Genomic DNA, 26,042 nt, shown 5'->3' with positions numbered 1-26,042 from the left:
AAAGTACTTTTAATTGCAAAGTGAATTGGCGAAAAAAAAGACGGTCACTTTCCGGCCGGCCGTGAAGTGGCGTCGATAAATGATTCGAGGGCCTGCAAATGGCGCCGGAACGCTTCGCGTCCCTGGTCCGTGGCCCGGTAGGTGGTGTTGGGCATGCGTCCGATGAACTGCTTCGACGAAGTGATGTAGCCGGCGTTTTCCAGTGTCCGCGTATGGGTCACCAGGTTTCCGTCGGTCAGGTTGAGCAGTGAACGCAGCGATTTGAAGTCCATGCTGTCGTTGACCATCAGCACGGCCATGATGCCCAGCCGGACCTTGCTTTCCAGCGTCTTGTCGATATTTTCGAGGTTCAGGTTCACCGCTTGTTCTTTGTTGCGAGGAAAACGACTCCGTAAAGGATGTTCAGCGCGCCGAACCCGGCCGCCCAGAAAACGAGGGCGTAACCCTGGTAGAAACTGTCGACGAGTCCCAGTGCGAGTTCCGCATAACCCAGGTAGCGGATCGAACTGAACGTGTGGTTGGAGGCGGAGATAAGCGCCATGCCGTAGAATATCAGCATGATCGAGGAGGTCAGCCCGTAATAGCCGTTGACGAAGAGCGCTAGGCTGAAGATGCCGCCGACGATCAGCGGCAGGAAAAAGTTCCACAACAGGCGGCGCGCCGTGGCGTCGATCGTGATTTTCGAGCCGTTGCGGTGTGCTTCGTAGTAGCTCAGCCCGACGGCGGTCGCCAGGCAGAGGACGATCAGCAGGACGGCTGCGCCCAGCAGGGCATAGATGCGCGCATAGGTGTTGACCGTCAGCATCGGGGCGATGTCCCATCCGCCGCTGAAAGCCCGGTTGACGGCCCACACGGCCGCCAGCGCCAGTATCCCGACGACGATCGGGGCATAGGCGCTCACGTTGAGGAAACGCGACGAACGGTTCATCAGCGTTCGTATCTCTGTCAGGGTCGAATAGACCTCGTTGCCTTCTTTCTGCTGCATAGTAAAAAGTACTTTGTGATGCAAAGTTAAGGCTAAAATCCGGAATTGCAAATTTTCCGGTGTTTTTTTGTGGGAGGGGACTGTCGGCGGAGGACAAGAGGCGGGGCGGCTGACTGGGTTGGATTCGGCCTGTCGGCGGTCGATGGTCAGAGGCCGGGTTGTCGGGGCGATTAGGCCGGGAGCGGAGTCAGGAAGACGGTTATTGGCCGGGAAGGCCGACGGGGGCCGGATTCGAGGATGGTTGGTCGGGGGAGCCGGGATCTATGGTAGAAATCGGGCCGAAAAGATTGCGGCGGTATTCGAAGGCCGGGAACGGCGGTCGGAGGATTGGTTGTCAGGGAGCCGGAGGACGGGCGGCACAAAGTGGAAAATCGCCCTGGGGGTGCATGAAGAAGAGTTTGCGGGGAGTTCGCGGGAAACGGCAGGCCGTTGCGAAATCCCCGTCCGCCGCATCCCGGCAGCGCATTTTGAAAGTCATGCTTTTTTGCCTATATTTGTAGAAAGCAGGCCGATGCGGTTCTTATTCCCACGTGAGCGTTACCCACAGCGGACAGTGGTCCGAAGCCGTAGTCGTGTGATCCACGGTCGGTTCGGTGACGACAGCCGATACGGGCAGTCCGCGGCCGAGGATGTAGTCGATGCGGATGGAGGGTTTGTCCGACGGGAAGGTCATCTGTGTGGTGTCCGAAAGGGGCCGGAATTCGCCGCCCAGTCCGTCGAGTACGGTTCGGGCGACCTTCATGTTGAAATCTCCGGCCAGCAGTACCGGTTTGCGGCAGGTGTCGGTGACCGTGCGGATGATCGGCAGCGAAGCGAGCTGGTCTTCGCGCGTGAGCGAGAGGTGGGTGACGCAGACCACGTAATCGGGGAACTCGGCGACGAGCAGTACCCGGGCCTCCTCGCGTCCCGGAAGCGGAATGCGGCGCATGGCGAGCGGTTCGCTGCGTGACAGCAGGCCGATGCCGTAGGCGCCTCCGTCGTAGTCGATGGCGCGGCAGAACCGGGCGTGCATGCCCGTCATTTCGCCCAACTCGGCGGGGATGAAGCGCCCGGACATGCGCCCGGTCACGCTGTCCACCTCCTGCAGGGCCACGATGTCGGGAGCCGTACGGTTGATGACCTCCGCCACGCGCCCGAGGTCCTGGACATTGTCGATGCCGCGGCCGTTGCGGATGTTGTAACTCATGAATTTCAGGGTCGTCGGACGCTGTGCGCAGGCGCCCAGCAGCAGGCCGCAGCAGGCGACCGGCAAAAGAATACGCAGCAATGATTTCATCTCGGAAAATGTAGTTTTCCGTAAAGGTAGGGCAAACTGGATGAAACGCCAAATTTTTTCTTCCGGAAACCGAGGTTTTGCACTCAATTTGAAGCGATACGTTTAATATTAAAATGTTTCTGTCTATGAAAATCCATTCTTTGACGATGCTGTGCGCCGGTGCGCTGGCCGTCTTTGCTCCGCAGGCCGATGCCTGCACCCGCGCCGTTTACCTCGGGCCCGACGGCATGACCGTTACGGGCCGCACCATGGACTGGCGCGAGGACCCGCTCACCAACCTCTACATTTTCCCGCGCGGGACGGAGCGCCGCGGGGCGAATACGGACAACACCGTTTTCTGGACTTCGAAATACGGTACGCTCTCGGCTGCCGGCTACGATATCGGCATTACCGACGGCATGAACGAAGCCGGGCTGGTCGCCAACCTGCTGTTCCTGCCCGAGTCGGTCTACGACCGTTCAGGCGATACGCGCCCCGTCATGGGCCTGAGTATCTGGACGCAGTATGTGCTCGACAATTTCGCGACGGTGGACGAGGCGGTGGCCGAACTGTCGAAGGAAAAGTTCCGTATCGACGCCCCCGACCTGCCCAACGGCGTCCAGTCGCGCCTGCACCTGGCCATCTCCGACGCCTCGGGCGACAGTGCGATCTTCGAGTACCGCGACGGACGGCTGGAAGTTCACCACGGGCGGCAGTACCAGGTGATGACCAATTCGCCTTTCTACGACGACCAGTTGGCCATCCTCGGCTACTGGCAGCAGATCGGAGGACTTACGATGCTGCCCGGAACCAACCGCGCCCCGGACCGTTTCGTGCGCGCGTCGTTCTACATCAACGCCGTTGTGCAGACTGCCGATCCGAAGATCGCCGTGCCGGCCGTAATGTCGGTCATGCGCAATGTCTCGGTTCCCTACGGCATCTCCACACCCGATAAGCCGCACATCTCTTCGACACGCTGGCGCACGGTCTGCGACCAGAAGAATAGGGTCTATTATTTCGAGCCGACGCTGGCTATGGAGACTTTCTGGGTTGACCTCGCGGCGATCGACTTCTCGAAAGGCAGCGGCGAGCGGACCCTCACGCTCGTCGGAGCCCCGGCCTGCACGGGCGACGTTACGGCGAAATTCCGCAAGAGCGCCAAACCCTTCGTCTTCCTGTTCGGGGTGTAACGCCCCGGCGCAGGAATGAAAAAATCCCCGGCCAGTCGGCCGGGGATTTTTCGTGTCAGCGGTGTCGCGGATATTTGTTGTTGAAGCGGTAACCGACGCCCAGCATCAGGAAGTTGGGCATGTGGAAGTCGCGGAGACTGTAACCGATGTGGACGTAGGAACTGCGCGTCACGGCGATTTTCAGCGTCAGCATCTGGTAGAAGGCTTTCAGGTCGCCGCCCTTGTGCAGGAAGTTGGTTCCCAGGCCTACGCCGATGTTGAAATAGGGCATTACGAACTCCGCACGGGCCGAAACGCCGAGCGCCATCTGTTTGTCGATGCCGGGTTTCTCCACTTCAAGGTCCGCGCTGCCGCCCATCGGCACGATCTGGTCGGCCATGACCAGGTTGGCACTGCCGTCGTATACGCCGTCGAGCGATACGCCTGCGCGGAACTTGTAGCCGAAATTATACATCGAGGCGAAGTTGAATCCCAGGACCGTGTAGGCGTCCGGCGCGGCGTACTGCTTGTCGCCGACCTCGATTCCTTTGCGACGCCACGAGCCGAACAGCGTGAGGTCGTAGCTGAAATGGCGCGGGAATGCCGGGCTTAGGATGCGCGGGGCCATCTCGGCCGATTTCCGGCCGAAATTGTAACTCAGGCCCGCCCGCAGTCCGATGGCGTTGAGCCCCGCATTGGGGAATTTGGTGTTGCCGTTGGAAAAGTGCGTGAGGCTCAGGCCCGCCGTGAAATCCACTTCGCGCGTCACCCGCCAGTCGAAGAAGAAGTCTGCGTTGAGGTAGGCGTTCATCTTCGATCCCATCATCTTGTTGAAGGAGTTTTCGATGTCGTCGTAAGGCTTCCAGCCGAACGAAAGACCGAAATTCCACTCGTAGTTGAACGACAGCCGCGGGCTGATCCGTGCAATGCGCGCTCCCTGGAAGAGGTAGACGGCGATCGGGCTGCCCAGCTCGTCGGGATTTCCAAAGTCGTAGTAAGCCGCGCCGATGCCCTGGTAGGCCCCGCCGTAAATTTGGTCGGGAAGCGATCCGGGGCGGAACTGGAACGAATAGCGCAGGTGTCCCGAGAGCGAGAGGTCGATGGGCTGTCCCGCCCGGTTCTCGCCTTCGACGAAGGGGTTGGTCGGGAAGATGTGTTCGGGGCGGAATTCCGCGCTGAGGCGGTGCATGAAACGGCGCCCGGAGGCGGTCGTGTCGAGGCTGCGGACGATCGCTCCATCGGCGTAGCGGCGTTCCGGGCGGAAGTTGCGCCGTTGCTGTCCGTCCTGGACCCCGGCTCGGTAACCCGCCTTGTATCCCCTCAGGTAGTCGTCGTTGCGGAAGTTGTCGCGGTAGACGATGCTGTCCGGTTTCGCTCCGGACGCACTGGCGGTCGTTTGGTCGTTATGGGCAGTTCCGGACGGCAGTTCTTCTGCACCGGCTTTGGCGGAAAGGAAAAACAGGCCTCCTGCAAGAATTGCCGCTTTCCATATCCGTATTTTATTTTCCATTGAGGCTCGAATTCACATTTTGCCGCCGAAGTTACGAAATTTTCCTTAAAGTAATCTATTGAGGACTTATAAATAATAAAAATAGCCCGCCGCCGATGTGTCGGCGAGGGCTTTTTGGAGATTTGGATATTCGTAGCATCGGGCGGCAGGACTGTTCCTTGGTAAACAGGCCGCCCGCGAAAGCCCTCCTTTGAGAAGGAGGACTTGGGAGGATTGTCTGCCCGGTGTATTACACGCGCTTCGTACTGCGGTCTATTTAGTAGCCGAGTATTCGTAGCATCGAGCGGTAGGACTGCTCCTTGGCGAACAGGCGCGTGTAATACTCGTTGTCCGACTTGTCGCGGTCGATAATCACGTGCTTGGGCGCGGGAATCAGGCAGTGCTGGATGCCGCCGAAGCCGCCGAGCGACTCCTGGTAGGCTCCCGTGTGGAAGAATCCGATGTACTGCGTGTTGCCCGCCTCGAGCTTCGGGAGGAAAATGGCGCTGGTGTGACACTCCGAGTTGTAGAAATCTTCGCTGTCGCAGGTCAGTCCGCCGAGCAGCACGCGCTGGTACTCCTTGTCCCAGTTGTTCACGGCCAGCATGATGTAGCGTTGGTTGATGCCCCATGTATCGGGCAGGGTAGTGATGAACGACGAGTCGATCATATACCAGTTTTCACGGTCGTTCTGCTGCTTCTGGTTGACGATCGAGTAGAGCGTTGCGCCGCTTTCGCCGACGGTGAACGAACCGAATTCGGTGAAGATGTTGGGCTCCTCGACGCCGTTGCGCTCGCAGATGTTCTTGATCTGGCTGATGATCTCCTCGGTGAGGTACTCGTAGTCGTATTCGAAGTTGAGCGTGTTCTTGATCGGGAAACCGCCGCCGATGTTGAGGCTGTCCAACTCGGGGCAGATGGCTTTGAGTTCGCAGTAGACGTTCAGGCACTTCGACAACTCGTTCCAGTAATAGGCCGTGTCCTTGATGCCGGTATTGATGAAGAAGTGCAGCATCTTGAGCTGGAACTTCTTGCTGTTTTTGAGTTTGGCCTTGTAGAAATCGACGATGTCGTTGTAGCGGATTCCCAGCCGCGAGGTGTAGAAATCGAACTTGGGTTCCTCTTCGCAGGCGATGCGGATGCCGACCTTGCACTTCTTGGTGAACGAATCCTCGAACAGCTCCAGTTCCTCCTTGTTGTCCAGCACGGGAATCGTGTTGGAGAAGCCGTCGTTCACCAGTTGGGCGATGTTCTCGACATACTGCGGCCGTTTGAAGCCGTTGCAAATGATGTAACGGTCCTTGTCGATGATGCCGCTTTCGTAGAGCGCGTTGATGATGTGGATGTCGTAGGCCGACGAGGTTTCCAGGTGGATGTCGTTCTTCATGGCCTCCTCCAGTACGAACGAGAAATGGCTCGACTTGGTGCAGTAGCAATAGTTGTACGAACCCTTGTAATCGACCTTTGCCATCGCCACGTTGAACATGCGCTTGGCGCGGTTGATCTGCTGGGAGATCTTCGGCAGGTAGGTAATTTTGAGCGGGGTTCCGTACTGTTTGATCAGTTCCATCAGCGGAATGTCGTGGAAATTCAGCTCGTTGTCCTCGACGGTGAACTCATCCTGCGGGAAATCGAACGATTGTTCGATCAGGTCGATGTACTTGTCTTTCATGGTTCGTTCGGTAAAGTTTTTACAATCCGGCTCGGTTACTTTGCAATTTTCGGGCGAAAGTAGCTCGCCCGGATTTTTAAAAATTTCGGGATGCAAAGTAGATGAATATTTTCCGGATAACCAACACTTTGTTCGATTATTTTGAAAAAGCCCCCTTTATTATTGCTTTTTTCTTTGAAAAAGGGTAATTTTGAACCCGGATTAAAAGGATTTTCAACCGTGCTGATAGATACTCTCATACAATATCTGAAGTCGAATAAGCGGCTTGTCGTACCCCAACTCGGAACGTTCATCGTCAAGGAGCCGGGCCGGAGCGTTGTCTTCTCGGAACTGCTCAAACGCGACGATGGTGTGCTGAGAGGGCTTCTCCGCGCCGAAGGGATGGGCGAACTGGAGGCTGCGGGTGAAATCGACCGCTTCGTCTTCGAGATCCGCCATGCCGTTGAACACGGCGCAGAGTTCCGGCTGGAGGGATTCGGGGTGATGAAACCCGGTCCTAACGCCACCATCGCCTTCGCCTACGAGCCGCAGCCCGAGGCTGAGCCCGCTGCGGAGGACGAACCTGCCGGTGCGAAGCGTTCGTCGTTGCAGCCCGAGAAGGTGGCCGAAGCCGTGAAGACGGCGTTTGCCGAACCGCGCGTGTCGACCTCGGCGAAGATGAATCCCGATCCTTCGGTACGCGGCCTGCGCTACGGCAAACCGCCGAAGAGCACCGATGCCTATCGTTATGTCGACCGTGCGCCGCGCCGCCGCGCCGACCGTTTTATCTGGATCGCCGTGATCGCCGCAGTGCTGGCCGTGGCGGCTATCGCTTTCGGCCTCTGGCGCGACGCCCGGGAAAAGCAGGCCGATGCGGAATATATCGAACAGCCTCAGGCGGCCGCAGAAACCCCGGTCGCTGTATCCCAACCCGAACAACCCGAATAAATGACAGAGATCACCACCGTAAAACAGCGCTTCGGCATTATCGGCAACTCCCCGCTTCTGGACAGGGCGCTGGAGGTGGCCCTGCGTGTGGCTCCGACCGACCTGACGGTGCTCGTCACGGGCGAAAGCGGCGTAGGTAAAGAGTTTTTCCCGCAGGTGATCCACGCCTACTCCGCGCGCAAGCACAATAAATATATTGCCGTAAACTGTGCGGCGATTCCCGAGGGTACGATCGACTCCGAGTTGTTCGGCCACGAGAAGGGCGCCTTTACCGGCGCTGTGGAAGCTCGCAAAGGTTATTTCGAGGAGGCCGACGGGGGCACGATTTTCCTGGACGAGGTGGCCGAGCTGCCGCATTCGACCCAGGCGCGCCTGCTGCGCGTGCTCCAGATGGGCGAATACATCCGCGTCGGTTCGTCAAAGGTGCAGAAGACCAATGTCCGCGTGGTCGCCGCCACGAATATGAACCTGCAGGAGGCTATTGTCCAGGGCCGTTTCCGCGAGGACCTCTACTACCGCCTGGGGACGGTCCCCATCACGGTCCCCTCGCTGCGCGAACGTCCGGAGGATATTCCGCTGCTGTTCCGCAAGTTCGCCGCCGACGTGGCCGTGCAGTACCGCATGCCCGCCGTGACGCTCGACGATGCGGCCCGTGAAATGCTGAAAAATTACTATTGGCGGGGGAATATCCGCCAGTTGAAGAACGTTGCCGAACAGATTTCGGCTATCGAACAAACCCGGGTGATCACCCCCGAGGTATTGGCGAAATACCTGCCCCCGCAGGGCGGAGGCGCTCCGATGCCTGCCGGGTCGGTGCGTATGGACGACACGATGTCGACCGAGCGTGAACTGCTCTACAAGGTGCTTTTCGACATGCGGGCCGACATCAACGACCTCAAGCGGATGATTTCCGAATTGTTGAAGGGCGGCGTGGCCTGCGCCGAGCCGGTCCGCGACATCAAGGGCCTGCTGCCGACTACGGCGCAGAGCAGCTATGTCCCGGCCGTTGCGGACTACTCGCAGTCTTCGGCCCCGGTTTATGCCGAGAGCGAGGAAGTTACCGACGAGCCGCCGCGGGAGATGACCAAGGCCGACATGCAGCGCGAACAGATTATCCGCGCCCTGCGCCGTAACAACGGCCGCCGCCGGGAGGCTGCCGCCGAACTATTTATGTCGGAACGTACACTATACCGCAAAATAAAAGAGTTAGGTATAGAGGAAAATTAGCTTATGAAGATCAGAATTATCATACTGGCGCTTTGCGTCGCGTTTGTGGCGGGTTGCGGCGTGACCGTCAAATATTCGCTGTCGGGCGCTTCGATTCCGCCCGACGCCAAGACCTTCTCGGTGGCCTACTTCCCCAACAACGCCACCATGGTTACGCCGATCCTGAGTTCTACGCTCACCGAGGCGCTGGTCGACATGTTCACGCGCCGCACGCGCCTGATGCAGGTCGACGAGGGCGGCGACTTCGCTTTCGAAGGCGAGATCGTCAACTACACTTCGACGACGACTTCGGTGTCGAGCGACGACTACGCCCTGCTGAACCGCCTGACGATCACCGTCAAGGTGCGCTTCACGAATGCGCTGGACGAGAAGATGTCGTTCAACCGCACCTTCACGGCTTATGAGGACTACGATTCGACCAAACTGCTCACGGAGGTCGAGGGCGAACTGATTCCGCAGATCGTCGACAAGATCGTGACCGACATCTTCCAGGCCGCGGCCTCCAACTGGTAATCCCCGATGCAAGATGGCTGACCTGAAAAACTGCTTTGCGGCGCCTGCTACGGTGGAAGCGCCCTCTGTTGCGGAGGCAGACGCCCTTGTGGCGCGCTTCCCGTGGTTTCTCCCGGCGCGTATCCTGCGCGAAGGGCTTACGGGCGAATCCGATCCGCGGGTCGCGCTGATGGCTCCGTGGCGTGCCGAAAGTTCGCTGCGCAGGCCTGCCGTCGATGCCTCGGTGCTCAGACGGCCGACCTCGGACGAGATCATCGACCGTTTCCTGCAGGAGGAAGACCTGCGCATCGTCGCCGGTGACGGCGAACCCGAGGAGGAGATCGTGATGCAGGCCCAACTGGATGACGACGACGAGGTTGTTACCGAGGAACTTGCCGAAATCTATCTCGCTCAGGGCCTTCGTGACAAGTCCGTAGCGATTTATCGCAAATTAAGTTTGCGAAATCCCGAAAAAAGTGTTTACTTTGCCGAACTTATTGGCAAAATAGAAAACAATATTAAAATTTAAGTAATATGTTATACACGATTTGCATTGCCCTGATACTCGTTGCGAGCGTACTGGTAATCCTGGCGGTATTGGTGCAGAACCCCAAGAGCGGCATGGCCGCCAATTTCGGCGCGTCGAACCAGGTAATGGGTGTGCGCGAAACTACGAACTTCCTGGAGAAATTCACCTGGGCGATGGCTATCGCCATCGTGGTGCTGAGCCTCGCTGCTACGCTGGCTATGGACCGCGGCCTGGTTGCCGAGAGCAATTCGGAGATTTCGAAGGATGCCAAGGCGCTTCAGGAGCGTGTGCTCGAGAGCGAGGTTCCCGCTACGATGCCGCAGGCTGAGATCCCCGCTGCCGGACAGACCGAGCAGCAGGAGCAGGCTCAGTAGTTCCCCGGGGCGGCAAAGCAGACCCCATCATAGAAGACCGCGGTTTTTCCGCGGTCTTTTTTTTCTGCCGGACCGAATGCTTCGGGACCGAAGGAGCTTCCCGCTGCGGAGTTGTCGTGACTTTCATCCGCGGCGGTTTTTCTGCCGGACCGATTTTCGCAACGGAGCGACCTTTAAATAAAAAGCCATGGATGGACAATCCATGGCTTTTTATGTTTCCGGTGAGTGATCAGAGGTGCTGGGGACTGAATGCCCCGATGGTTTTGATGCGTTCCTCGAAATCGTCGCGCGAGACGAGCGTGTGTCCCTTGATCTTCGATCGGTAGTTGTAAATCGTGCTCACGGAGTAACGCAGCAGGGCGGCGATCTTCGACGAATCGTTGATACCCAGCCGGATCAGCGCGAAGATGCGCAGTTCGGTTGTCAGCAGTTCGCCCTTTTTCGGCTCGATGCGCGCTTCTTTGTCCAGCAGGGAGTTGAAATCCTCGATAAAGGTGGGGTAGAGTTGTAGGAACGTGGTGTCGAAGTTGCGGTAAAATTCCTCCAGTTCACGGCTGTCGCCGTCGGTCGGGGAGTACTCTTTCCGCAGTTCGTCGATGCGTCCGTCGCGCAGCAGGCGGCGTACGTGCCGCCGCGAGTCGATGATCTTGTCGATGTATTCCGAACACATCGTCAGGAAAATGCCGATGTATTCCTCCTTCACTTCGTTGGCTTCGGAAATTTGGTTGTTGAGCCCGGCGAGCCGGGTGTTGATGTGTTTGAGGTCGTTGTTCGAGATGTTGAGACGGTTGTTGGCCTGCTGCAATTCGAGCCGGGCGAGGCTGAGTTTGCGGTTCTGGCGCAGGACGAAAATCACGCCGCCCAGGGCCAGCAGCATGAAACAGGCGATCGACACGACGAAAATGTTGTACATGGTATCCATCCGCTGCCGCCGGACCCGGTAGGCCTCTTCGATGACGTGGAGCGCCAGCGCATCCTGCCAAGGGCGCAGGCGTGAGTTGAAGAACCGCGCATCGTCCATCACGATGCGCATGTAACGCATGGCGCGCTGGATGTTGTCGTCGTCGAGAAGCGTGTTGGCAAGGCTTTTCAGCGCGGCGTTGTCGCGTATCGCCAGTTGAATGTCGGTCATCGCCGAACGGGTGAACCACACCTGTGCCGTGGGTGTGTCTCCCATCAGGTCGGCGACGAGGGCCCGCATGTACGATGCTTCGGCGTAGTCGCGCGTAAGGGGCTGGATGGTGTTGCACAACTGCTCGGAAATCTCGACGGCCTGCGGATAGTTGCGATCGCCGATCGCCTGCCGGAGCCGGAAATTGAGGTGTGTGACCGACGTGGGATCGGTGTTGTCCACGATCAACTGCGCGTAGGCCACCGTGAGCCGCCACGACTCGTGTCCCTGCATCGAATCGTGGGAGTAGAGTTGTAGTTCGTCGTTGAGTTTGTGCCGGGCTACGTAGTAATCGACCAGTTGTTTGCGGTCGAGCGTCGTGGTGTCGATCTGTTGCAGCATGTTCGCCGCTTCGAGGTAGATGCCCGCCGAACTGTACAGGTAGGCGAGTTGGATGCGGCTCTCGTTGAGGTGTCCCGTGTCATGCATGCGCTTTGCCAGTTCGATGTTGCGGTAGAGGTAGTCGATCGTCGAATCGGCCTGGTAGGGGGTGTATTCGTCGATCAGTTGTTGGTTGAGCATATAACGCTGGGCGTCCGAGAAATCGGATTTTTTGAGGATGGTTTTCAGCGATTCGATCCGTTGTTCGCGGCTGGCGATGTAGGAGTCGCGGTGCGAGAGGGTGGCGTCGAGTTGCGAGAGCACGCTTTTCAGGTCGTCCTGGGCTGTGGCAGGCAGCGTTGCGGCGAGCAGCAGTACGGTAAGCAGTAGGTTTCTCATGTGCGGACGGTTCTCAAGTTTGATCTAAACAAAGATAACAATAATCTCCGGAAAATCAACGGATGTCCTCAAAACCCGGATTCGGATCCGGGATGGTCGTCCGGTTTTGCCGTCGAACGGGCCGATTTTGCAGGGTTAAAATGGTTTATAAGACTTTTCCGGCGATTGGATCGGTTCGCAAGGATTCCGATCCGTCTACTTTTTTTTACAATCGTAAAATAATTAATATGCTGATTATTAGTAAATTATATTTTGATGAATGGGTTTTCGATCTACAATTTCCTGTTTAATTTTTTTTCATGTCATTCAGGTTGGTTAATTTTATTTAAGCGGAAACAAGGCGATTAAACGCTAATATTTTAAGAACCGCGCCTTACCTATTTATATTAACTTATAACTTAAAACCTTTAAATTCCTATGGCACATTTTTGCATGAAACTGCAAGCGGGCTGCCGGATCGGATGGATGCTGGTGCTGGCGGCGATGCTGACCGCCTTCGCACCGGCTGCCGTCGCGCAGCAACTTACAGTAACGGGAACCGTCACCGACCAGTCGGGACAGCCTGTTATCGGAGCCACGATCATCGAGCAGGGAACTACGAACGGAACTACGACGGGCGTGGACGGCTCTTATACCCTGAAACTCAGAGGGGGGGGGAATTCTGCTAGCCTGGTTTTCCAGTCGCTCGGATTCGTTTCGCAGACGATTCCCGTCGGCGGCCGCACGAAGATCGACGTAAAACTCGCTGAGGATGCCGTGGCGCTCGATGCCGTGGTAGCCATCGGTTACGGTACGGTCAAGCAGAAGGACCTTACGACGGCCGTGTCGATCGTTAAGACCGACGACCTCGCGCGGCGTCCGATCACCTCGGCTTCGGGAGCCCTCCAGGGCAAAGCGGCCGGCGTGCAGGTCATCCAGCCCAACGGTGCGCCCGGCCAGGGCATGGTAGTCCGCGTCCGCGGCGCTTCGTCCATCACGTCGAGCAACGACCCGCTCTATGTGGTCGACGGCGTTCCCGTAGGCGAAGGCAACTACGCCATCGCCTACCTCTCTCCCAACGAGATCGAGTCGATGCAGGTGCTCAAGGACGCCTCGTCGGCCGCCATCTACGGTTCACGTGCCGCCAACGGCGTAGTGCTCATCACCACCAAGCAGGGCAGCCGGAAAAAAGGCCCCGAGATTTCGTTCTCGACCTTCGTCGGCGTATCGAAGGTGACCAAGAGCTACGACGTGCTCAACGCCCGGCAGTACCGCGACCTGATGGAGGAGAATGGCGCCGTGGCGGGACTTCCGGCCACGCTGGCCGACGTGACCGACTGGTTCGACGAGACCTACTCGACGGGTGTCAACCAGAACTACCAGTTCTCGATCTCCAACGGCGATGAAAATTCGTCCTACTACCTGGGCGGTGGCTACACCAACGAAACGGGTATTATCAACACCACCTCTTCGGAGCGTTACAACGTGAAAGCCAGCTTCGAGAAGAAGATATTCAAATGGATTTCGGCCAACGCTTCGACGACCTTTTCGCACTACACTTCCAAGGGTTCGATCATCTCGGGGCAGGGCGCCAACCGCGCAGGCGTCGTGGTTTCGGCCATCACCACGCCGACCTATGCGCCGATCTGGGACTCCGAGAATCCCCAGCAGTACTACAACAATTTTTACGGCGCCAACCTCACTTCGCCGCTCGAAAATATGGCCCGTACGGACTATAACCAGGATGTCACCGACCGCTTGCTGCTCTCCGGCGGCCTGACGTTCTACCTGGCCAAGAACCTGACCTTCAAATCGACGGTCTCGATGGACCGCCGCTGGGTGCACTCGTCGTCGTTCCTCGACCCGATCCGTACGACCTACGGCCGCACGCTGCACGGCACGGCTTCGGATACCCGTTCCGATGACATGCGCATGATCTACGACAACATTCTCACCTGGAACAAGACCTTCGACCGCCACAACCTCGAAGTGATGGCCGGTACGTCGGCCACGACTTCGGTGTGGGAGCAGTTGAGCGGTTCGCGCACCTATTTCTCGTCGACCAACAACAACGCCATTCCCAACCTGAACGGCGGTAACAACGGCGGCGTCCGCGGCCAGGGCTACGGCAAGTCGGAGTGGTCGATCATGTCGTACCTGGCCCGTGTGTCGTACAACTACGACAGCAAGTACCTCGTGACGGCCAACTTCCGTGCGGACGGTTCCTCGAAACTGGCTCCCGGCCACCGCTGGGGTTATTTCCCCTCGTTCTCGGCCGCATGGCGCATTTCGGGCGAGAAGTTCCTGCGCGACGTAAGCTGGATCAACGACCTGAAACTGCGCGCCGGCTGGGGCCAGACGGGTAACCAGGCAGGCCTTACGGAGTACGGCTGGATGCAGCAGTACGGAACCAACTACTACGACTGGACGCTGACCGAGAACGCCCAGGCCGTGCCGACCGTCGGCGGACGCAGCAACATCAAAAACGAGGACCTTACGTGGGAGACCTCTTCGCAGACGAACATCGGCGTCGATTTCGCCCTGCTGAATAACCGGCTGAGCCTTTCGCTCGACTATTATTACAAGTATACCAAGGATATGCTGATGAGCGTGCCCCTGCCGTCGCCCTATCCGAACATCATGCGCAACGACGGCGAGATGTCGAACCAGGGTTTCGAGATCACGCTTTCGTCGGTCAACATCGCCAAGAAGGATTTCAACTGGTCGACCGACCTGAACGTTTCGGTCAACCGCAACAAACTCGAAAAACTCGGACTGAAGCAGGTTTACTACTACGCTACGACCTCCGACGCCACCAACGACAATGTCGTGCGCATGACGCCGGGCCAGTCGCTTTCGAAGTTCTGGGGCTACGTCTCCAAGGGCGTCGATCCCGAAACGGGCGACCTCGTTTACGAGGACCGCAACGGCGACGGCGAGATTACGCCGCTCGACAAGACCTGGATCGGCAACGCCAATCCCAAGTTCACGTTCGGCATGACCAACAACTTCTCGTGGAAGGGCATCAACCTGAACATCCTGATCACGGGTTCCTATGGCAACGACATCTTCAATGCCTCGCGCATCGAGACCGAGGGCATGGCTTCGGGCAACAACCAGACGACCACCGTGCTGCGCCGCTGGCGTATTCCGGGACAGCAGACCGACGTGTTCCGCTCGAACAACCCTTCGTGGAACGTGAAGAACTCGACCTACTGGGTCGAGGACGGCTCCTATCTCAAGGTGAAGAACATCACCCTGTCCTACGACATCACCTCGCCCAAGCTCAAGCGCATCAATATCACGCGTATCCAGCCCTACATTTCGCTCCAGAACTTCATTACCTGGACCGGCTACTCGGGTTACGACCCCGAGGTAAGCCAGTCGGAAAGCGCGACGCAGATGGGCATCGACTGGGGAACCTATCCCAACGTGCGCACGGTCGTCGTGGGCCTGAACCTCACTTTCTAACCACAGAAAACAGAACCGATTATGAAAAAGATATTTTTAATTGTCGCGGGTCTCTCGCTGGGGGTTGCCACCACGTCGTGCAGCCTTGAGAAATTCCCCGATACGATGTATGCCGAGAACAATACGTCCGGTACGGGTGATGCCGAGACGGCCATCAACACCCGCGAACTGCTCGAAGGCCAGCTTACGGCCATGTACAACTACATGAAGGGCGACCTTCAGACCTACTGGTATCAGCTGATCACGTTGGCCGAAAGCCGTGCCGACAATGCTTACGGAGCGGCGAACGAAGCCAAGACCATGACGATCGAACAGAACCTGATCGACAGCGACAACGAATTCGCCTCGAACCTGTGGAACTATTCGATGAATGCCGTGGACTATGCCAACCAGGTTATCTGCAACATCGACGTGGTGAAGGAGAACGATCCGTCGCTCACCGAGAAGGAGTACCAGGAGTGGCTCTCCGAAGCGCTCTGCTGGCGCGCTTATATCTGGATGAACATGATGCAGCTCTTCGGCGAAATTCCGATGCTGACCGAGATTCCGCCCGCCATCAACGCCGGGAACATCGAGGAGGTCTATCCGCTCTATTTTCCTGCACGCGTGTCGAAAGAGACTGTCGGCGAGCAGATCGTCAAGGACATCGAGGAGTATGCCTGCAAGTATGCCCCGGACATGGACGCCTCGAACAAATTCAGGATTACCAAGGGCTTCGCCTACGGCCTGATGGCCCGCTTCTACTCCATGCGCGAGTTCCGCGACTGGTCGAAGGTGATCACGGCCTGCCAGGCGGTCGAGGGCATGGGGTACAGCCTCTGCGACAAGTACGGCGACCTGTGGGCCTACACCACCGGCGATACGGGTATGGCGGCCATAAACACCCGCGAGTCGATTTTCGAAGTGCAGTGGACCAGCCAGACTTCGGGTTCGTGGATGTGGATGATGTTCCACCGCAACGCCTACGTTCCGAGCGACAGTTTCTCGTGGGGCAAGTGGAGTACGCCGTCGCGTAACCTGACGAAGGCCTACGATGCCGAGGGCGACACCGAGCGCAAGGACGCTTCGGTCATCTACGACGAATGCGGCTGGTCGTACCGGTATCCCAGCGATGCGTATGCCTTCATGCACAAATTCCCGACCAACGTGACGCCGGTTTATGTGATGCGTCTGGCCGAGATCAAACTGCTGCACGCCGAAGCGCTGGCCAACACGGACGATCCGGGCGGCGCCGCCGACATCGTGGATGAGATCCGCGACCGCGCCGGTATCGACAAACTGACCGCGTCGCAGCGCGCTTCGGCCGACCTGATGCGCGCAGCCGTGCTGCACGAACGCCGCCTGGAGCTGGCCATGGAGGGCTTCCGCTGGTTCGACCTGATGCGCTACGGCGACAATTATTCGAAGTTGTTCGAAATCTGCGACGGCGTCAACATCAAGGGTTCCGCTTCCTATGACTCTTATTTCCAGTCCCGCCGTGCGATGAACGACAACCGCGTGCTGATGCCGGTTCCGACTTCGGTGTTGGAGGACAATACCAACATCGAGCAAAACCTGGGCTATTAACCTTAAAAATACGATTCAACCATGAAATTCACGATCAATAACAACCTGCGCCTGCTGACCTGTTCGCTGTTGCTTGCCGGAGCGGTCTGCTGCTCCAGCGGAAACGGCGACGACCCTACGCCGGGACCCGATCCCGTGCCGGCTGGGTCCGACGTTTATTCCTATGTCACCTCGGCCAACGGCAACCGCCTTTTCACGGAGGAGAGGCTCGACTATTCGAAGGTCTCGATGTCGCCCTACCGGGTGACGCTCGATCCTTCGACGACCTACCAGACCGTCGACGGGTTCGGTCCGGCCATCACCGGCGCCACGTGCTACAACCTGATGAAGATGTCGCAGGCCGACCGCACGGCGATTCTCAAAAAATGCTTCGATCCCGAGACCGGCGCCGGATTCAGTTTCATCCGCGTACATATCGGCGGCTCGGACTTCTCGATGGGTGAATACACCTGCTGCGACCAGGAAGGCATCGAGTTCTTCGCCATTCCCGCCGTTGAGAAGGAGGGTATCTTCCCCGTCCTGAAAGAGATTCTGGCCATCAACCCCGACGTTAAGATCATGGGTTCGCCCTGGTCGTGTCCCCGGTGGATGAAAGGCACGCTCACCGATCCTTCGAAGCCCTACAACGCGTGGACCAGCGGCCGCCTGAATCCCGCCTATTACGACGACTATGCCGAGTACTTCGTGCAGTGGGTGACCGAGATGGAAGAAAACGGCTTCCCGATCTACGCCGTCACGATGCAGAACGAACCGCTGAACAAGGGCAACTCGATGTCGCTCTACATGCCGTGGGAAGACCAGCGGGATTTCGTCAGGAAGCTCGGCCCCGCATTCCAAAAGGCAGGCATCGGAACCAAGATACTTTGCTACGACCACAACTACAACTACGACGGCGTTTCGGGTCAGGAGAACTATCCGCTCAACATCTACGCCGACGGCGATGCTTCACAGTGGATCGACGGTTCGGCATGGCACAACTATGGCGGCAGCGTCTCCGAACTGGACAACATCCTGCGGGCGGCTCCCGACAAGACGATTTACTTCACCGAGGCTTCGATCGGCACGTGGAACTACAATTTCGAAAGCTGCGTGATCGACGATTTCGAGTCGATCTTCATGGGGACGCTGAGCCGCATGGGCAAGGGCGTGCTGCTGTGGAACCTGATGCTCGACGACAAGGGCGCGCCCAACCGCCCCGGAGGCTGCACGACCTGCTACGGCGCTATCGAGATCAGCTCGTCGGACTACAAGACGCTCAAGTACAACAGCCACTACTACGACCTGGCGCAATGCGCCAAAGTCATTCAGCCGGGGGCCGTACGTATCGGTGCATCGGGCTATGCGGCTTCGGGACTGAGCTACCTGGCATTCAGCAATCCCGACGGCTCGAAGGCTTTCATCGCGCTCAACAAGGGCACGGCCGAGCAGACCGTCGCCGTATACGAAACCGCCGACCGCTCGTTCAAATACACCATCCCGGCCAAGTCGATCGCCTCGTTCCGCTGGGGAGCAGGGGCCGAAAACTAACCTTTAAAATTCGCAGAACATGAAAACGCTGAAATACATTGCCTTGTCGCTGCTCGTTGCGGCCAGCACGACGGCGTGCAAGGACGATCCCGAACTGCAAACCACCGACATCGGTCCCGAGATGACCGTCGTTTCGGTCGATGCGTCGGGCGTCTACGGCGGCAAGGTCGACTTCGAGGTGGCGATGACCGACCGTTATCCGCTTTCGACGCTCAAGGCGCAGATTTTCTTCGACGACGAAATGGTCGCCGAGGAGGTGATCCGCACCAAGACCGACGGAACCTATAAAGGAGCCGTGACGCTTCCCTTCTATAAGAATATTCCCGACGGCGAGGCCACGCTGCGCCTCGTGGGTCAGAACATCCGCTTCGGACAGACGACCGTCGAGCGCCCGCTCGCCGTGTCGCGTCCCAAACCCGCTTACCTGAATTTCGTACTCAACGACGTGGAGTACCGCATGGAGCCTACGGGCAACGACTACGAGTACGCCGTGACGGACGATTTCCCGCAGAAGCCGCAGGGTTATATTTCGACGCCGGAACTCGACGACGCGGGTTCGGTGGTGACTTTCGGTTACGATACGGAGACCGCCGGCATCGTGGCAGACTCGACCGACCCGATTCCTTACGCCAATTCCAACGCCGGGGAGTTTACGATCACCTTCAACCTGAAGACCTTCGAAGGCTCGCCCTTTATCAAACTGCTCTTCGACGGCACGGAGATGACGATGCTCGATAACGACAATTATTACATCGTTACCACGCTGACGCAGAACCAGGCCTACACGCTGACGGGTGTTGCGGATTTCGCCGACTGGAACGTCGACCTCGACTTCTTCGAGCGCAAGAACGCTTCGAACCCCGAAGAACTGAGCTTCCTGCCGATGACGGGCATGTACAAGGTGACGGCCAACTTCAAGCACAGCTACCTGAAGATCGAGGCCATGAAGTCGGCAACCGAACTCGCTACGCTCAACGACGACGGCTCGGGGGCTATCTGGGCCATCGGAGGTACGGAGGTCGGCAAACCGACGCTGAAAAATGCGTATGGCTGGAGTCCTGAGGACGGCGGCATGTGTCTGGCGCGCGTCGCCGACAAGAAGTACCAGTTGACGCTCGTCGCGGGCATCTCGATCAACGCTTCGTCGTTCGACTTCAAGTTCTTCCACCAGAAGACCTGGGGCGGCGAGTTCGGCGGCAAGGACATTACGACCGCGAGCGACATCGTGAAAATCAACGATTCGGGCAACCTGGGCCTTGTCGAAGGCAAGACGCTCGACCTGGGCGGCATCTACCGCTTCACGGTGGACGTTACGGGCGGCAATACGGCTGCTGTGCTGACCGTCGAGAAGGTGGGTGAGCAGCAGCTTCCGCCTGCCGACATCACCGTCAACGGGACGCAGATGACCCAGATCGATGTGGATAACTACCAACTGGAACTCGACCTGACGCAGGGCCAGACGCTGACGCTGGGCGGCGGCGACGCTTTCACCCCGGCGTGGATCAATCCCGATTTCTTCGAAGCGGTTTCCGCGACGAGCGTCAAACTGGTTCCCGTCGCAGGCAAGTACCGTATCACGGCCAATCTTGCGACCAAGGTGATCGACGCACTGGTGCTCAAAGCCGACGGCTCGGGGCTTGCCACGTTGGGCGACGACGGCCACGGAGCGGTCTATTTCATCGGTTACGGCATCGGTTCGCCCGCGGCGGCCGACCAGCCCGGCTGGACTACGGAGAAGGGTGTTTGCGTGCCCGAATCCGCACCCGGTATCTATAAGATGACGGCGCAGGCAGGACTGGAGGGCAGTACGACCCTCGGTCAGCGCTTCCGCGTAAGCGGCTGGAGCGGCAAGTTCTTCAAGAACCGCGGCTGGGACGGCTTGGGTACGTTCTCGCTGGCGCCGGGCACGGAGGCTTTCCTGTCGATCGCCGGGGACGGAAATATCGAGATCGCTTCGGGAGTTACGCTCGACGAGGGTGCGACCTACTGCCTGACGCTCGACGTGACGGCCGGAAATGACAAGCCCGTTCTGTCGATGGTTAAGAAATAATTACTAATTTTGCATCACGGAGTGCGCAGCCTCTCGACTGCGCACTCCGTTTGCAAACACATAATCTTTTTCCCAAAATGAAGAACAGAACATTGATAAAGGGCCTTGCTGCGCTTTGTGCCTTTACGGCCGTCGCCTGCGGCGGCGGACAGCAGGCGCAGAGCGGCGTTGCGGTTTACCTCGACGAGTCGCAGCCCATCGAAAAACGGGTCGAGGACGCCCTCGCGCGCATGACGCTCGAAGAGAAAGTCGGCCTGCTCCACGCCCAGTCGAAATTTTCGTCGGCAGGCGTTCAGCGGCTGGGCATTCCCGAGGTGTGGTGCACCGACGGCCCCCACGGAATCCGTCCCGAAGTGCTGTGGGACGAGTGGGACCAGGCCGGCTGGACCAACGACTCGTGTACGGCTTTTCCCGCCCTGACGTGTCTGGCCGCGACGTGGAATCCCTCCATGTCGGCCCTTTACGGCAAATCCATCGGCGAAGAGGCCCGCTACCGCGAAAAAGATGTCCTGCTGGGCCCGGGCGTGAACATCTACCGCACGCCGCTCAACGGCCGCAATTTCGAATATATGGGTGAAGATCCCTATCTCTCGTCGCGCATGGTCGTTCCCTATGTCCAGGGCGTGCAGCAGAACGGCGTGGCCGCCTGCGTCAAGCATTTCGCACTGAACAACCAGGAGGTGCACCGCCACGGCATCGACGTTATCGTCGACGACCGTGCGCTCAACGAAATCTACCTTCCGGCGTTCAAAGCCGCGGTCGAGGAGGGCGGCACGTGGGCCATTATGGGCGCCTACAATAAATATAAGGGCCAGCATTGCTGCCACAACCAGTACCTGCTGAACGACATCCTGAAACGCGACTGGGCCTTCGACGGCGTGGTTATTTCCGACTGGGGCGGTGTGCACGATACGAAACAGGCTGTCGAGAACGGTCTCGACATGGAGTTCGGGTCGTGGACCAACGGCCTGAACTGGGGAGCCAGCAACGCCTACGATAATTATTACCTCGCCAATCCCTACCTCGACCTGCTTCGCAAGGGCGAGGCTTCGACCGACGTGCTCGACGACAAGGCCCGCCGCGTGTTGCGCCTGATTTTCCGCACGGCGATGAATTCGCGCAAACCCTTCGGATCGCTCAATTCGCCCGAACACACGGCCGCTGCGCGCCGCATCGCCGGCGAGGGTATGGTGTTGCTGAAAAACGACAAGAAAGTGCTTCCCATCGACCTTGCCAGCGTAAAAACGATCGCCGTCGTGGGTGAGAATGCCGTCAAGATGATGACCGTCGGGGGAGGTTCCTCGTCGCTCAAGGTCCGCCACGAATATACGCCGCTCGAGGGCATCCGTGCCGCTGTGGGCGATAAGGCCGAAGTGATTTACGAGCGCGGTTACGTCGGTGACGTGACGGGCGACTACAACGGCGTGAAAACGGGTCAGGACCTTTCGGAGAAACGTTCCGAGGAGGCGCTGATCGCCGATGCCGTAGCTGCTGCCCGCAAAGCCGATGTCGTGCTTTTCATCGGCGGTCTGAACAAGAGCGGCCACCAGGACAGCGAGGGCGACGACCGTACCCAGTACGGCCTTCCTTATGCACAGGACCGGGTGATCGAGGCGCTTGCCGACGCGAATCCCAACCTGGCGGTAGTGGTCATTTCGGGCAATGCCGTGGCGATGCCGTGGATCGAACGCGTTCCGGCGGTGCTGGAGGCCTGGTTCTCGGGCTCGGAGACGGGCAATGCGTTGGCCGACGTGGTGTTCGGTGCGGTGAATCCCTCGGGGAAGCTGCCCTTCACGTTCCCCGTGCGGCTGGAGGACAACAGCGCGCATGCGCTGGGCGAATATCCCGGTACGGATTCGGTGCGGTATAACGAGAGCATTTTCGTCGGCTACCGCTGGCACGACAAACAGGCGCTCAAGCCGCTGTTCGCCTTCGGCCACGGTCTGAGCTATACCACTTTCTCCGTCGGCAACGTGAAAGCCGACCGCGCGACGCTTGCGGCGAACGGCCGCATCCGGGTTTCGGCCGAGGTGACCAACACGGGCGACCGTGCCGGTGCAGAGGTCGTCCAGCTTTATATCGGCGACGAGGAGTCGTCGCTGCCGCGTCCGGTGAAAGAGTTGAAAGGCTTTGAAAAGGTATCGCTGAACCCCGGCGAGACGCAGACGGTGACTTTCGAGATTACACCCGATATGTTGCAGTACTACGACGACACGAAGGGTGCGTGGGTTTGCGAACCGGGAGCCTTCACGGCCTATGTCGGCGTCGCTTCGGACGATATCCGCGGCACGGCCGGGTTTGAACTGAAATAGCCGGCAGGCTTCGAATGAAAAGTCCGCGACCCTTCGGGGCCGCGGACTTCTTTTATTCCGTAAGGATGTAATACAAGGCGTGTCGCCGCAGGGGATGCCCCTCGGGCAGTGCGGGGTGGTTGAACTCCCCGATGCACTCCATGCCGATCTTCTGCATCACGCGCCGGGAGCGTTCGTTTCCGACGTAGGCGAAGGCGCTCAGTTCCGGAATGCCGAGTTTCGCGGCGAAGGCCACGCAGGCCCGGGCGGCCTCTGTGGCGTAGCCCTGTCCCCAGGCGTCGTAGCGCAGGCGCCAGAGGATTTCGATCTGCCCCTCCAGGCCGCCGGAAAACGTGATCCGGTGCAGGCCCGTAAATCCCAGCAGTTCACCGTCCGAAAGGCGTTCGACGGCGTATACTCCGAATCCTTCAGTCGAAAATTCGTCGCGGATGCGGTCGAGCATTTGTGCCGATTCTTCGGGGGTGAGCGGTGCGGGAAAAAACTCCATGACGCGCTCGTCGGCGTTCATGGCAGCAAATTCGGGCAGGTCTTTCTCCCGCCATGCGCGCAGCGCGAGGCGGGGCGTTTTGGGTGGGAATAACATCGTTGCGTATTTTTCGGAACCTCCTGTCCTTCTGGTAAAACGGCGGAACATGAACCGGATAATCCCTGTTTTGTCGTTATATTGCCGATCGGTATTTTGGTTAAGCGGTGTAGGGCGGATCGGTCTTATGTCGTTCTGTCGTCTGTCGAATCCGGCGCCTTATGCCTGCGGAGCGAGACCGAAACCGTGTTGCTCCATTGCCTCTCCCCTGAAATCCGGCGCTTTGCGCCGGTTACTCGGCGACCTCCTTTTTCGAGCGTTTGCGCGAATTGATGGTCAGGTAGCGTTGCAGGGTCTGCTGCAACCGGACGGGGTCGATCCGCTGGCGTATTTCACCGGCCTGGGCGATGGATATTTCGCCCGTCTCCTCCGAGACGACGACGATGATGGCGTCCGAAATTTCGCTCATGCCGATCGCTGCGCGGTGGCGCGTGCCGAACGACTTGGGCACGTCGCTCTGCGTCACCGGAAGGATGCACTTCGCCGCCACGATCCGGTCGCCTTCGATCAGCACCGCACCGTCGTGCAGCGGGGCGTTTTTGAAGAAAATGTTCTTGAGCAGCGCCGTCGAAACCTTGGCGTCGATGGCGATGCCGCCTTCGGCGATCAGCCGCAGGTCGCTTTGCTGGCCGATGACGATCAGCGCTCCGGTTTTCGTGTCCGACATCTCGCGGCAGGCCGTGACGATCGGCACGACGTTGGTCTGCACGGTGTCCTCGCCCGTCGAGAAGATGCGGGTGATGAAGTTGAAATGTTTCTGGCGCATGCCGATCATCTGGAGGAACCGCCGCAGTTCGGGCTGGAAGACGATGATCAGCGCAATGGCTCCTACCGAAATCAACTGCCCGAGGATCGTCGACAGCAGTTCCATGTTCAGGGCCCGCACGACTACCCACAGCAGGTAGACGGCGATGATCCCCGAAAGGATATACGGCGCATTGGTTCCTTTGGTCATGCGGTATATCCAGTACATGATCACAGCCACCAGGATGATGTCTATCAGGTCGACGAATGTAAACGGAACGAATCCCATCGTGTGTCAGAAAATTTATCAGGTTTCAGTTATCGTACAAAGATAATGCTTGCCTGCTGCAATGCCAAATTTATTCGGGCGTTGCCGGGTGCGTCTGCCCGGGCAGCGTTTTATCTTTGCAAATGTACTAAAAAAATACCGACTTCCACCTTATGGGGAAGCCGGTTTTTATTCTCCGTGGGCGGGGCTACTTTTTCGGGGCATTTTTGTCGGCTGCGTACAGCTCGTTGACCTTAGCCAGCACGGTAGGCGTGATGTTGAGCGTCGAGTCGGCGTCGATCAGCGCCGAGGCGTTGATGATCAGCTTGTACTGCTTGCCGCTGTTGATCTCCTGCACGGCGCGGTGCAGCAGGTCCTGTGCGCGGTTGGTGAATACGTAGTTCTCCTCGTCGAGCGTCTGGGCTTCCTTCTGGGCGTTCGTCTGGTAGGACGCGGCGCGCTGCTGGAGACGCTCCTGCTGTGCCTGTGCGTCACGCGAGGTAATCAGCCCCTTCTCGTATTTCTGCTGCAACTGGGCGGCTTCGGCCTGGAGGCCCTGCTCGCGCTGGGCCCAGCTCTTCTGGGCCTTTTCGGTCTTTTCCTGGAGCGCTACGCCTTCGTTTTTGTAAAGATCGCACTGAGCCAGCACGGCTTCGACCTGGACATAAGCTATGTCGCTCGAAACAACCTGCTGCGCCGCGGTTTCAGCCGCAGCTTCGGCCTGCTCCGTGGTCTTCGTGCCGCAGGCCGCGAGGACAAGGGCTACAGCCAGCGCCGGAAAGAGAGTTCTTTTCATATTGAATTTTTGTTTGTTAGTTAATTATTCAGCATTTGAGACACAAAGGTAAAAAAAAATCTTTACTTTTGCCCAACCCGCAATAAAATTTGAAATCCATGTACGAATACATCAAAGGCACAGTCGCCGAAGTGGCTCCCGCATACGCAGTTATCGACGCCGGCGGGGTAGGCTACTACCTCCATATTTCGCTCGAAACCTACTCCGCGATCGAACACGATACCGAGACCAAACTCTACGTCCATTATGTCGTGCGCGAGGATGCGCAACTGCTCTACGGCTTCTCGACGAAGGCCGAACGCGAATTGTTCCGCCTTTTGATCAGCGTTTCGGGCGTAGGCGGCAATACGGCCCGCATGATCCTCTCGACCTACTCGCCGCGCGAGTTGCAGGGGATCATCACGGCGGGCAACGCCGTGCTGCTGAAGAATGTCAAGGGGCTGGGCCTCAAGACGGCGCAGAAGATCATTGTCGAACTGAGCGGCAAGCTCGTGGCGCTGGGGACCGATGCCGGCGAGGCGCTGCCCGCTGTCGGCGGCAACTTCGACGAGGCCCTCGCCGCGCTGGTCATGCTGGGCTTCGCCCGCGCCTCGGCCGAAAAGGTGCTGCGTTCGGTCCTGCGCTCTTCGCCCGCGGCTTCGGTCGAGGAGCTGATCCGCATGGCGCTCAAAAATCTTTAAAAAAAGTCCGGATAGCCGAAAAAAAATACCATTTGTGTAGTTGTAAATTTAATTTA

At 58.4% G+C, this 26,042-nt stretch carries 21 protein-coding genes; 12 read left to right on the top strand and 9 right to left on the bottom strand.

Going from position 1 to position 26,042, the window contains the following annotated elements:
* Positions 1–44: 44 nt before the first annotated feature.
* The 3 genes from I2E69_RS09165 to I2E69_RS09150 all read right to left on the bottom strand — a co-directional run bounded on the left by I2E69_RS09165 (position 45) and on the right by I2E69_RS09150 (position 2,261).
* Positions 45–359 (bottom strand): winged helix-turn-helix domain-containing protein, encoded by a 315-nt coding sequence (locus tag I2E69_RS09165; protein WP_288237890.1) that lies wholly within the window; start codon positions 357–359, stop codon positions 45–47.
* A complete protein-coding gene (locus I2E69_RS09160; protein WP_195460892.1) occupies positions 356–985 on the bottom strand; it encodes a hypothetical protein in 630 nt (209 codons plus the stop codon). The genes I2E69_RS09165 and I2E69_RS09160 overlap by 4 nt, the downstream gene beginning before the upstream one ends.
* Positions 986–1,505: 520 nt before the next feature.
* On the bottom strand, positions 1,506–2,261 hold the full coding sequence (locus I2E69_RS09150) for an endonuclease/exonuclease/phosphatase family protein (RefSeq protein WP_195460890.1): 756 nt from the start codon (positions 2,259–2,261) through the stop codon (positions 1,506–1,508).
* A gap of 125 nt (positions 2,262–2,386) precedes the next feature.
* On the opposite strand from I2E69_RS09150, the gene I2E69_RS09145 reads away from it, so the two are divergent.
* A complete protein-coding gene (locus I2E69_RS09145) occupies positions 2,387–3,430 on the top strand; it encodes a linear amide C-N hydrolase (protein WP_195460889.1) in 1,044 nt (347 codons plus the stop codon).
* Positions 3,431–3,485: 55 nt separating this feature from the next.
* Here I2E69_RS09145 and I2E69_RS09140 read toward each other — a convergent pair whose 3' ends face one another.
* Both I2E69_RS09140 and I2E69_RS09135 read right to left on the bottom strand, forming a co-directional pair.
* Positions 3,486–4,919 (bottom strand): acyloxyacyl hydrolase, encoded by a 1,434-nt coding sequence (locus tag I2E69_RS09140; protein ID WP_195460888.1) that lies wholly within the window; start codon positions 4,917–4,919, stop codon positions 3,486–3,488.
* A gap of 256 nt (positions 4,920–5,175) precedes the next feature.
* Positions 5,176–6,570 carry an arginine decarboxylase gene (locus I2E69_RS09135; protein ID WP_195460887.1) on the bottom strand — a complete coding sequence of 465 codons (1,395 nt, stop codon included), beginning with the start codon at positions 6,568–6,570 and terminating at the stop codon, positions 5,176–5,178.
* A 219-nt stretch (positions 6,571–6,789) separates the two neighbouring features.
* Between I2E69_RS09135 and I2E69_RS09130 the strand changes: the two genes are divergently transcribed.
* The 5 genes from I2E69_RS09130 to secG are packed head-to-tail and all read left to right on the top strand — an operon-like array spanning position 6,790 to position 10,119.
* On the top strand, positions 6,790–7,497 hold the full coding sequence (locus tag I2E69_RS09130; RefSeq protein ID WP_288237884.1) for a hypothetical protein: 708 nt from the start codon (positions 6,790–6,792) through the stop codon (positions 7,495–7,497).
* The gene (locus I2E69_RS09125) at positions 7,498–8,724 is read left to right on the top strand and encodes a sigma-54 interaction domain-containing protein (RefSeq protein WP_195460886.1); all 1,227 of its coding nucleotides are present in this window, start codon (positions 7,498–7,500) and stop codon (positions 8,722–8,724) included.
* 3 nt (positions 8,725–8,727) lie between these two features.
* Positions 8,728–9,237 (top strand): LptE family protein, encoded by a 510-nt coding sequence (locus I2E69_RS09120; protein WP_195460885.1) that lies wholly within the window; start codon positions 8,728–8,730, stop codon positions 9,235–9,237.
* A gap of 13 nt (positions 9,238–9,250) precedes the next feature.
* Entirely contained in the window at positions 9,251–9,745 is a 495-nt protein-coding gene (locus I2E69_RS09115) for a hypothetical protein (RefSeq protein ID WP_195460884.1), read from the top strand.
* 5 nt (positions 9,746–9,750) lie between these two features.
* Complete coding sequence (secG, locus tag I2E69_RS09110) at positions 9,751–10,119, top strand: preprotein translocase subunit SecG (RefSeq protein WP_195460883.1); 369 nt, start codon at positions 9,751–9,753, stop codon at positions 10,117–10,119.
* 229 nt (positions 10,120–10,348) lie between these two features.
* Here secG and I2E69_RS09105 read toward each other — a convergent pair whose 3' ends face one another.
* Positions 10,349–12,010, bottom strand: a complete 1,662-nt coding sequence (locus tag I2E69_RS09105; protein WP_195460882.1) for a DUF6377 domain-containing protein — start codon at positions 12,008–12,010, stop codon at positions 10,349–10,351.
* A gap of 417 nt (positions 12,011–12,427) precedes the next feature.
* Here I2E69_RS09105 and I2E69_RS09100 point away from each other — a divergent pair, with 417 nt between their 5' ends.
* The 5 genes from I2E69_RS09100 (at position 12,428) to I2E69_RS09080 (ending at position 22,915) form a co-directional block, all read left to right on the top strand.
* Entirely contained in the window at positions 12,428–15,460 is a 3,033-nt protein-coding gene (locus tag I2E69_RS09100; protein ID WP_229095432.1) for a SusC/RagA family TonB-linked outer membrane protein, read from the top strand.
* Between the two features lie 21 nt (positions 15,461–15,481).
* On the top strand, positions 15,482–17,026 hold the full coding sequence (locus tag I2E69_RS09095) for a RagB/SusD family nutrient uptake outer membrane protein (protein ID WP_195460881.1): 1,545 nt from the start codon (positions 15,482–15,484) through the stop codon (positions 17,024–17,026).
* Between the two features lie 21 nt (positions 17,027–17,047).
* Entirely contained in the window at positions 17,048–18,553 is a 1,506-nt protein-coding gene (locus I2E69_RS09090) for a glycoside hydrolase family 30 protein (protein ID WP_195460880.1), read from the top strand.
* 19 nt (positions 18,554–18,572) lie between these two features.
* Positions 18,573–20,603, top strand: coding sequence for a DUF5125 domain-containing protein (locus I2E69_RS09085; protein ID WP_195460879.1), 2,031 nt, complete (start codon positions 18,573–18,575; stop codon positions 20,601–20,603).
* 77 nt (positions 20,604–20,680) lie between these two features.
* On the top strand, positions 20,681–22,915 hold the full coding sequence (locus I2E69_RS09080; protein WP_195460878.1) for a glycoside hydrolase family 3 C-terminal domain-containing protein: 2,235 nt from the start codon (positions 20,681–20,683) through the stop codon (positions 22,913–22,915).
* Positions 22,916–22,967: 52 nt separating this feature from the next.
* Here the strand turns inward: I2E69_RS09080 and I2E69_RS09075 are convergent, their stop codons facing one another.
* The 3 genes from I2E69_RS09075 to I2E69_RS09065 all read right to left on the bottom strand — a co-directional run bounded on the left by I2E69_RS09075 (position 22,968) and on the right by I2E69_RS09065 (position 25,306).
* Entirely contained in the window at positions 22,968–23,498 is a 531-nt protein-coding gene (locus tag I2E69_RS09075) for a GNAT family N-acetyltransferase (protein WP_195460877.1), read from the bottom strand.
* A gap of 232 nt (positions 23,499–23,730) precedes the next feature.
* On the bottom strand, positions 23,731–24,531 hold the full coding sequence (gene cdaA, locus I2E69_RS09070) for a diadenylate cyclase CdaA (RefSeq protein ID WP_195460876.1): 801 nt from the start codon (positions 24,529–24,531) through the stop codon (positions 23,731–23,733).
* Positions 24,532–24,718: 187 nt separating this feature from the next.
* Positions 24,719–25,306, bottom strand: coding sequence for an OmpH family outer membrane protein (locus I2E69_RS09065; RefSeq protein WP_195460875.1), 588 nt, complete (start codon positions 25,304–25,306; stop codon positions 24,719–24,721).
* A gap of 98 nt (positions 25,307–25,404) precedes the next feature.
* Between I2E69_RS09065 and ruvA the strand changes: the two genes are divergently transcribed.
* Positions 25,405–25,986 (top strand): Holliday junction branch migration protein RuvA, encoded by a 582-nt coding sequence (ruvA, locus tag I2E69_RS09060; protein WP_195460874.1) that lies wholly within the window; start codon positions 25,405–25,407, stop codon positions 25,984–25,986.
* Positions 25,987–26,042 lie beyond the last annotated feature (56 nt).

It is taken from the genome of Alistipes sp. D31t1_170403_E11 (assembly GCF_015553985.1).
GTDB lineage: Bacteria > Bacteroidota > Bacteroidia > Bacteroidales > Rikenellaceae > Alistipes > Alistipes montrealensis.
Note: the sequence above shows the minus strand (reverse complement) of the source record. Positions and strands in the feature narration are given on the sequence as shown.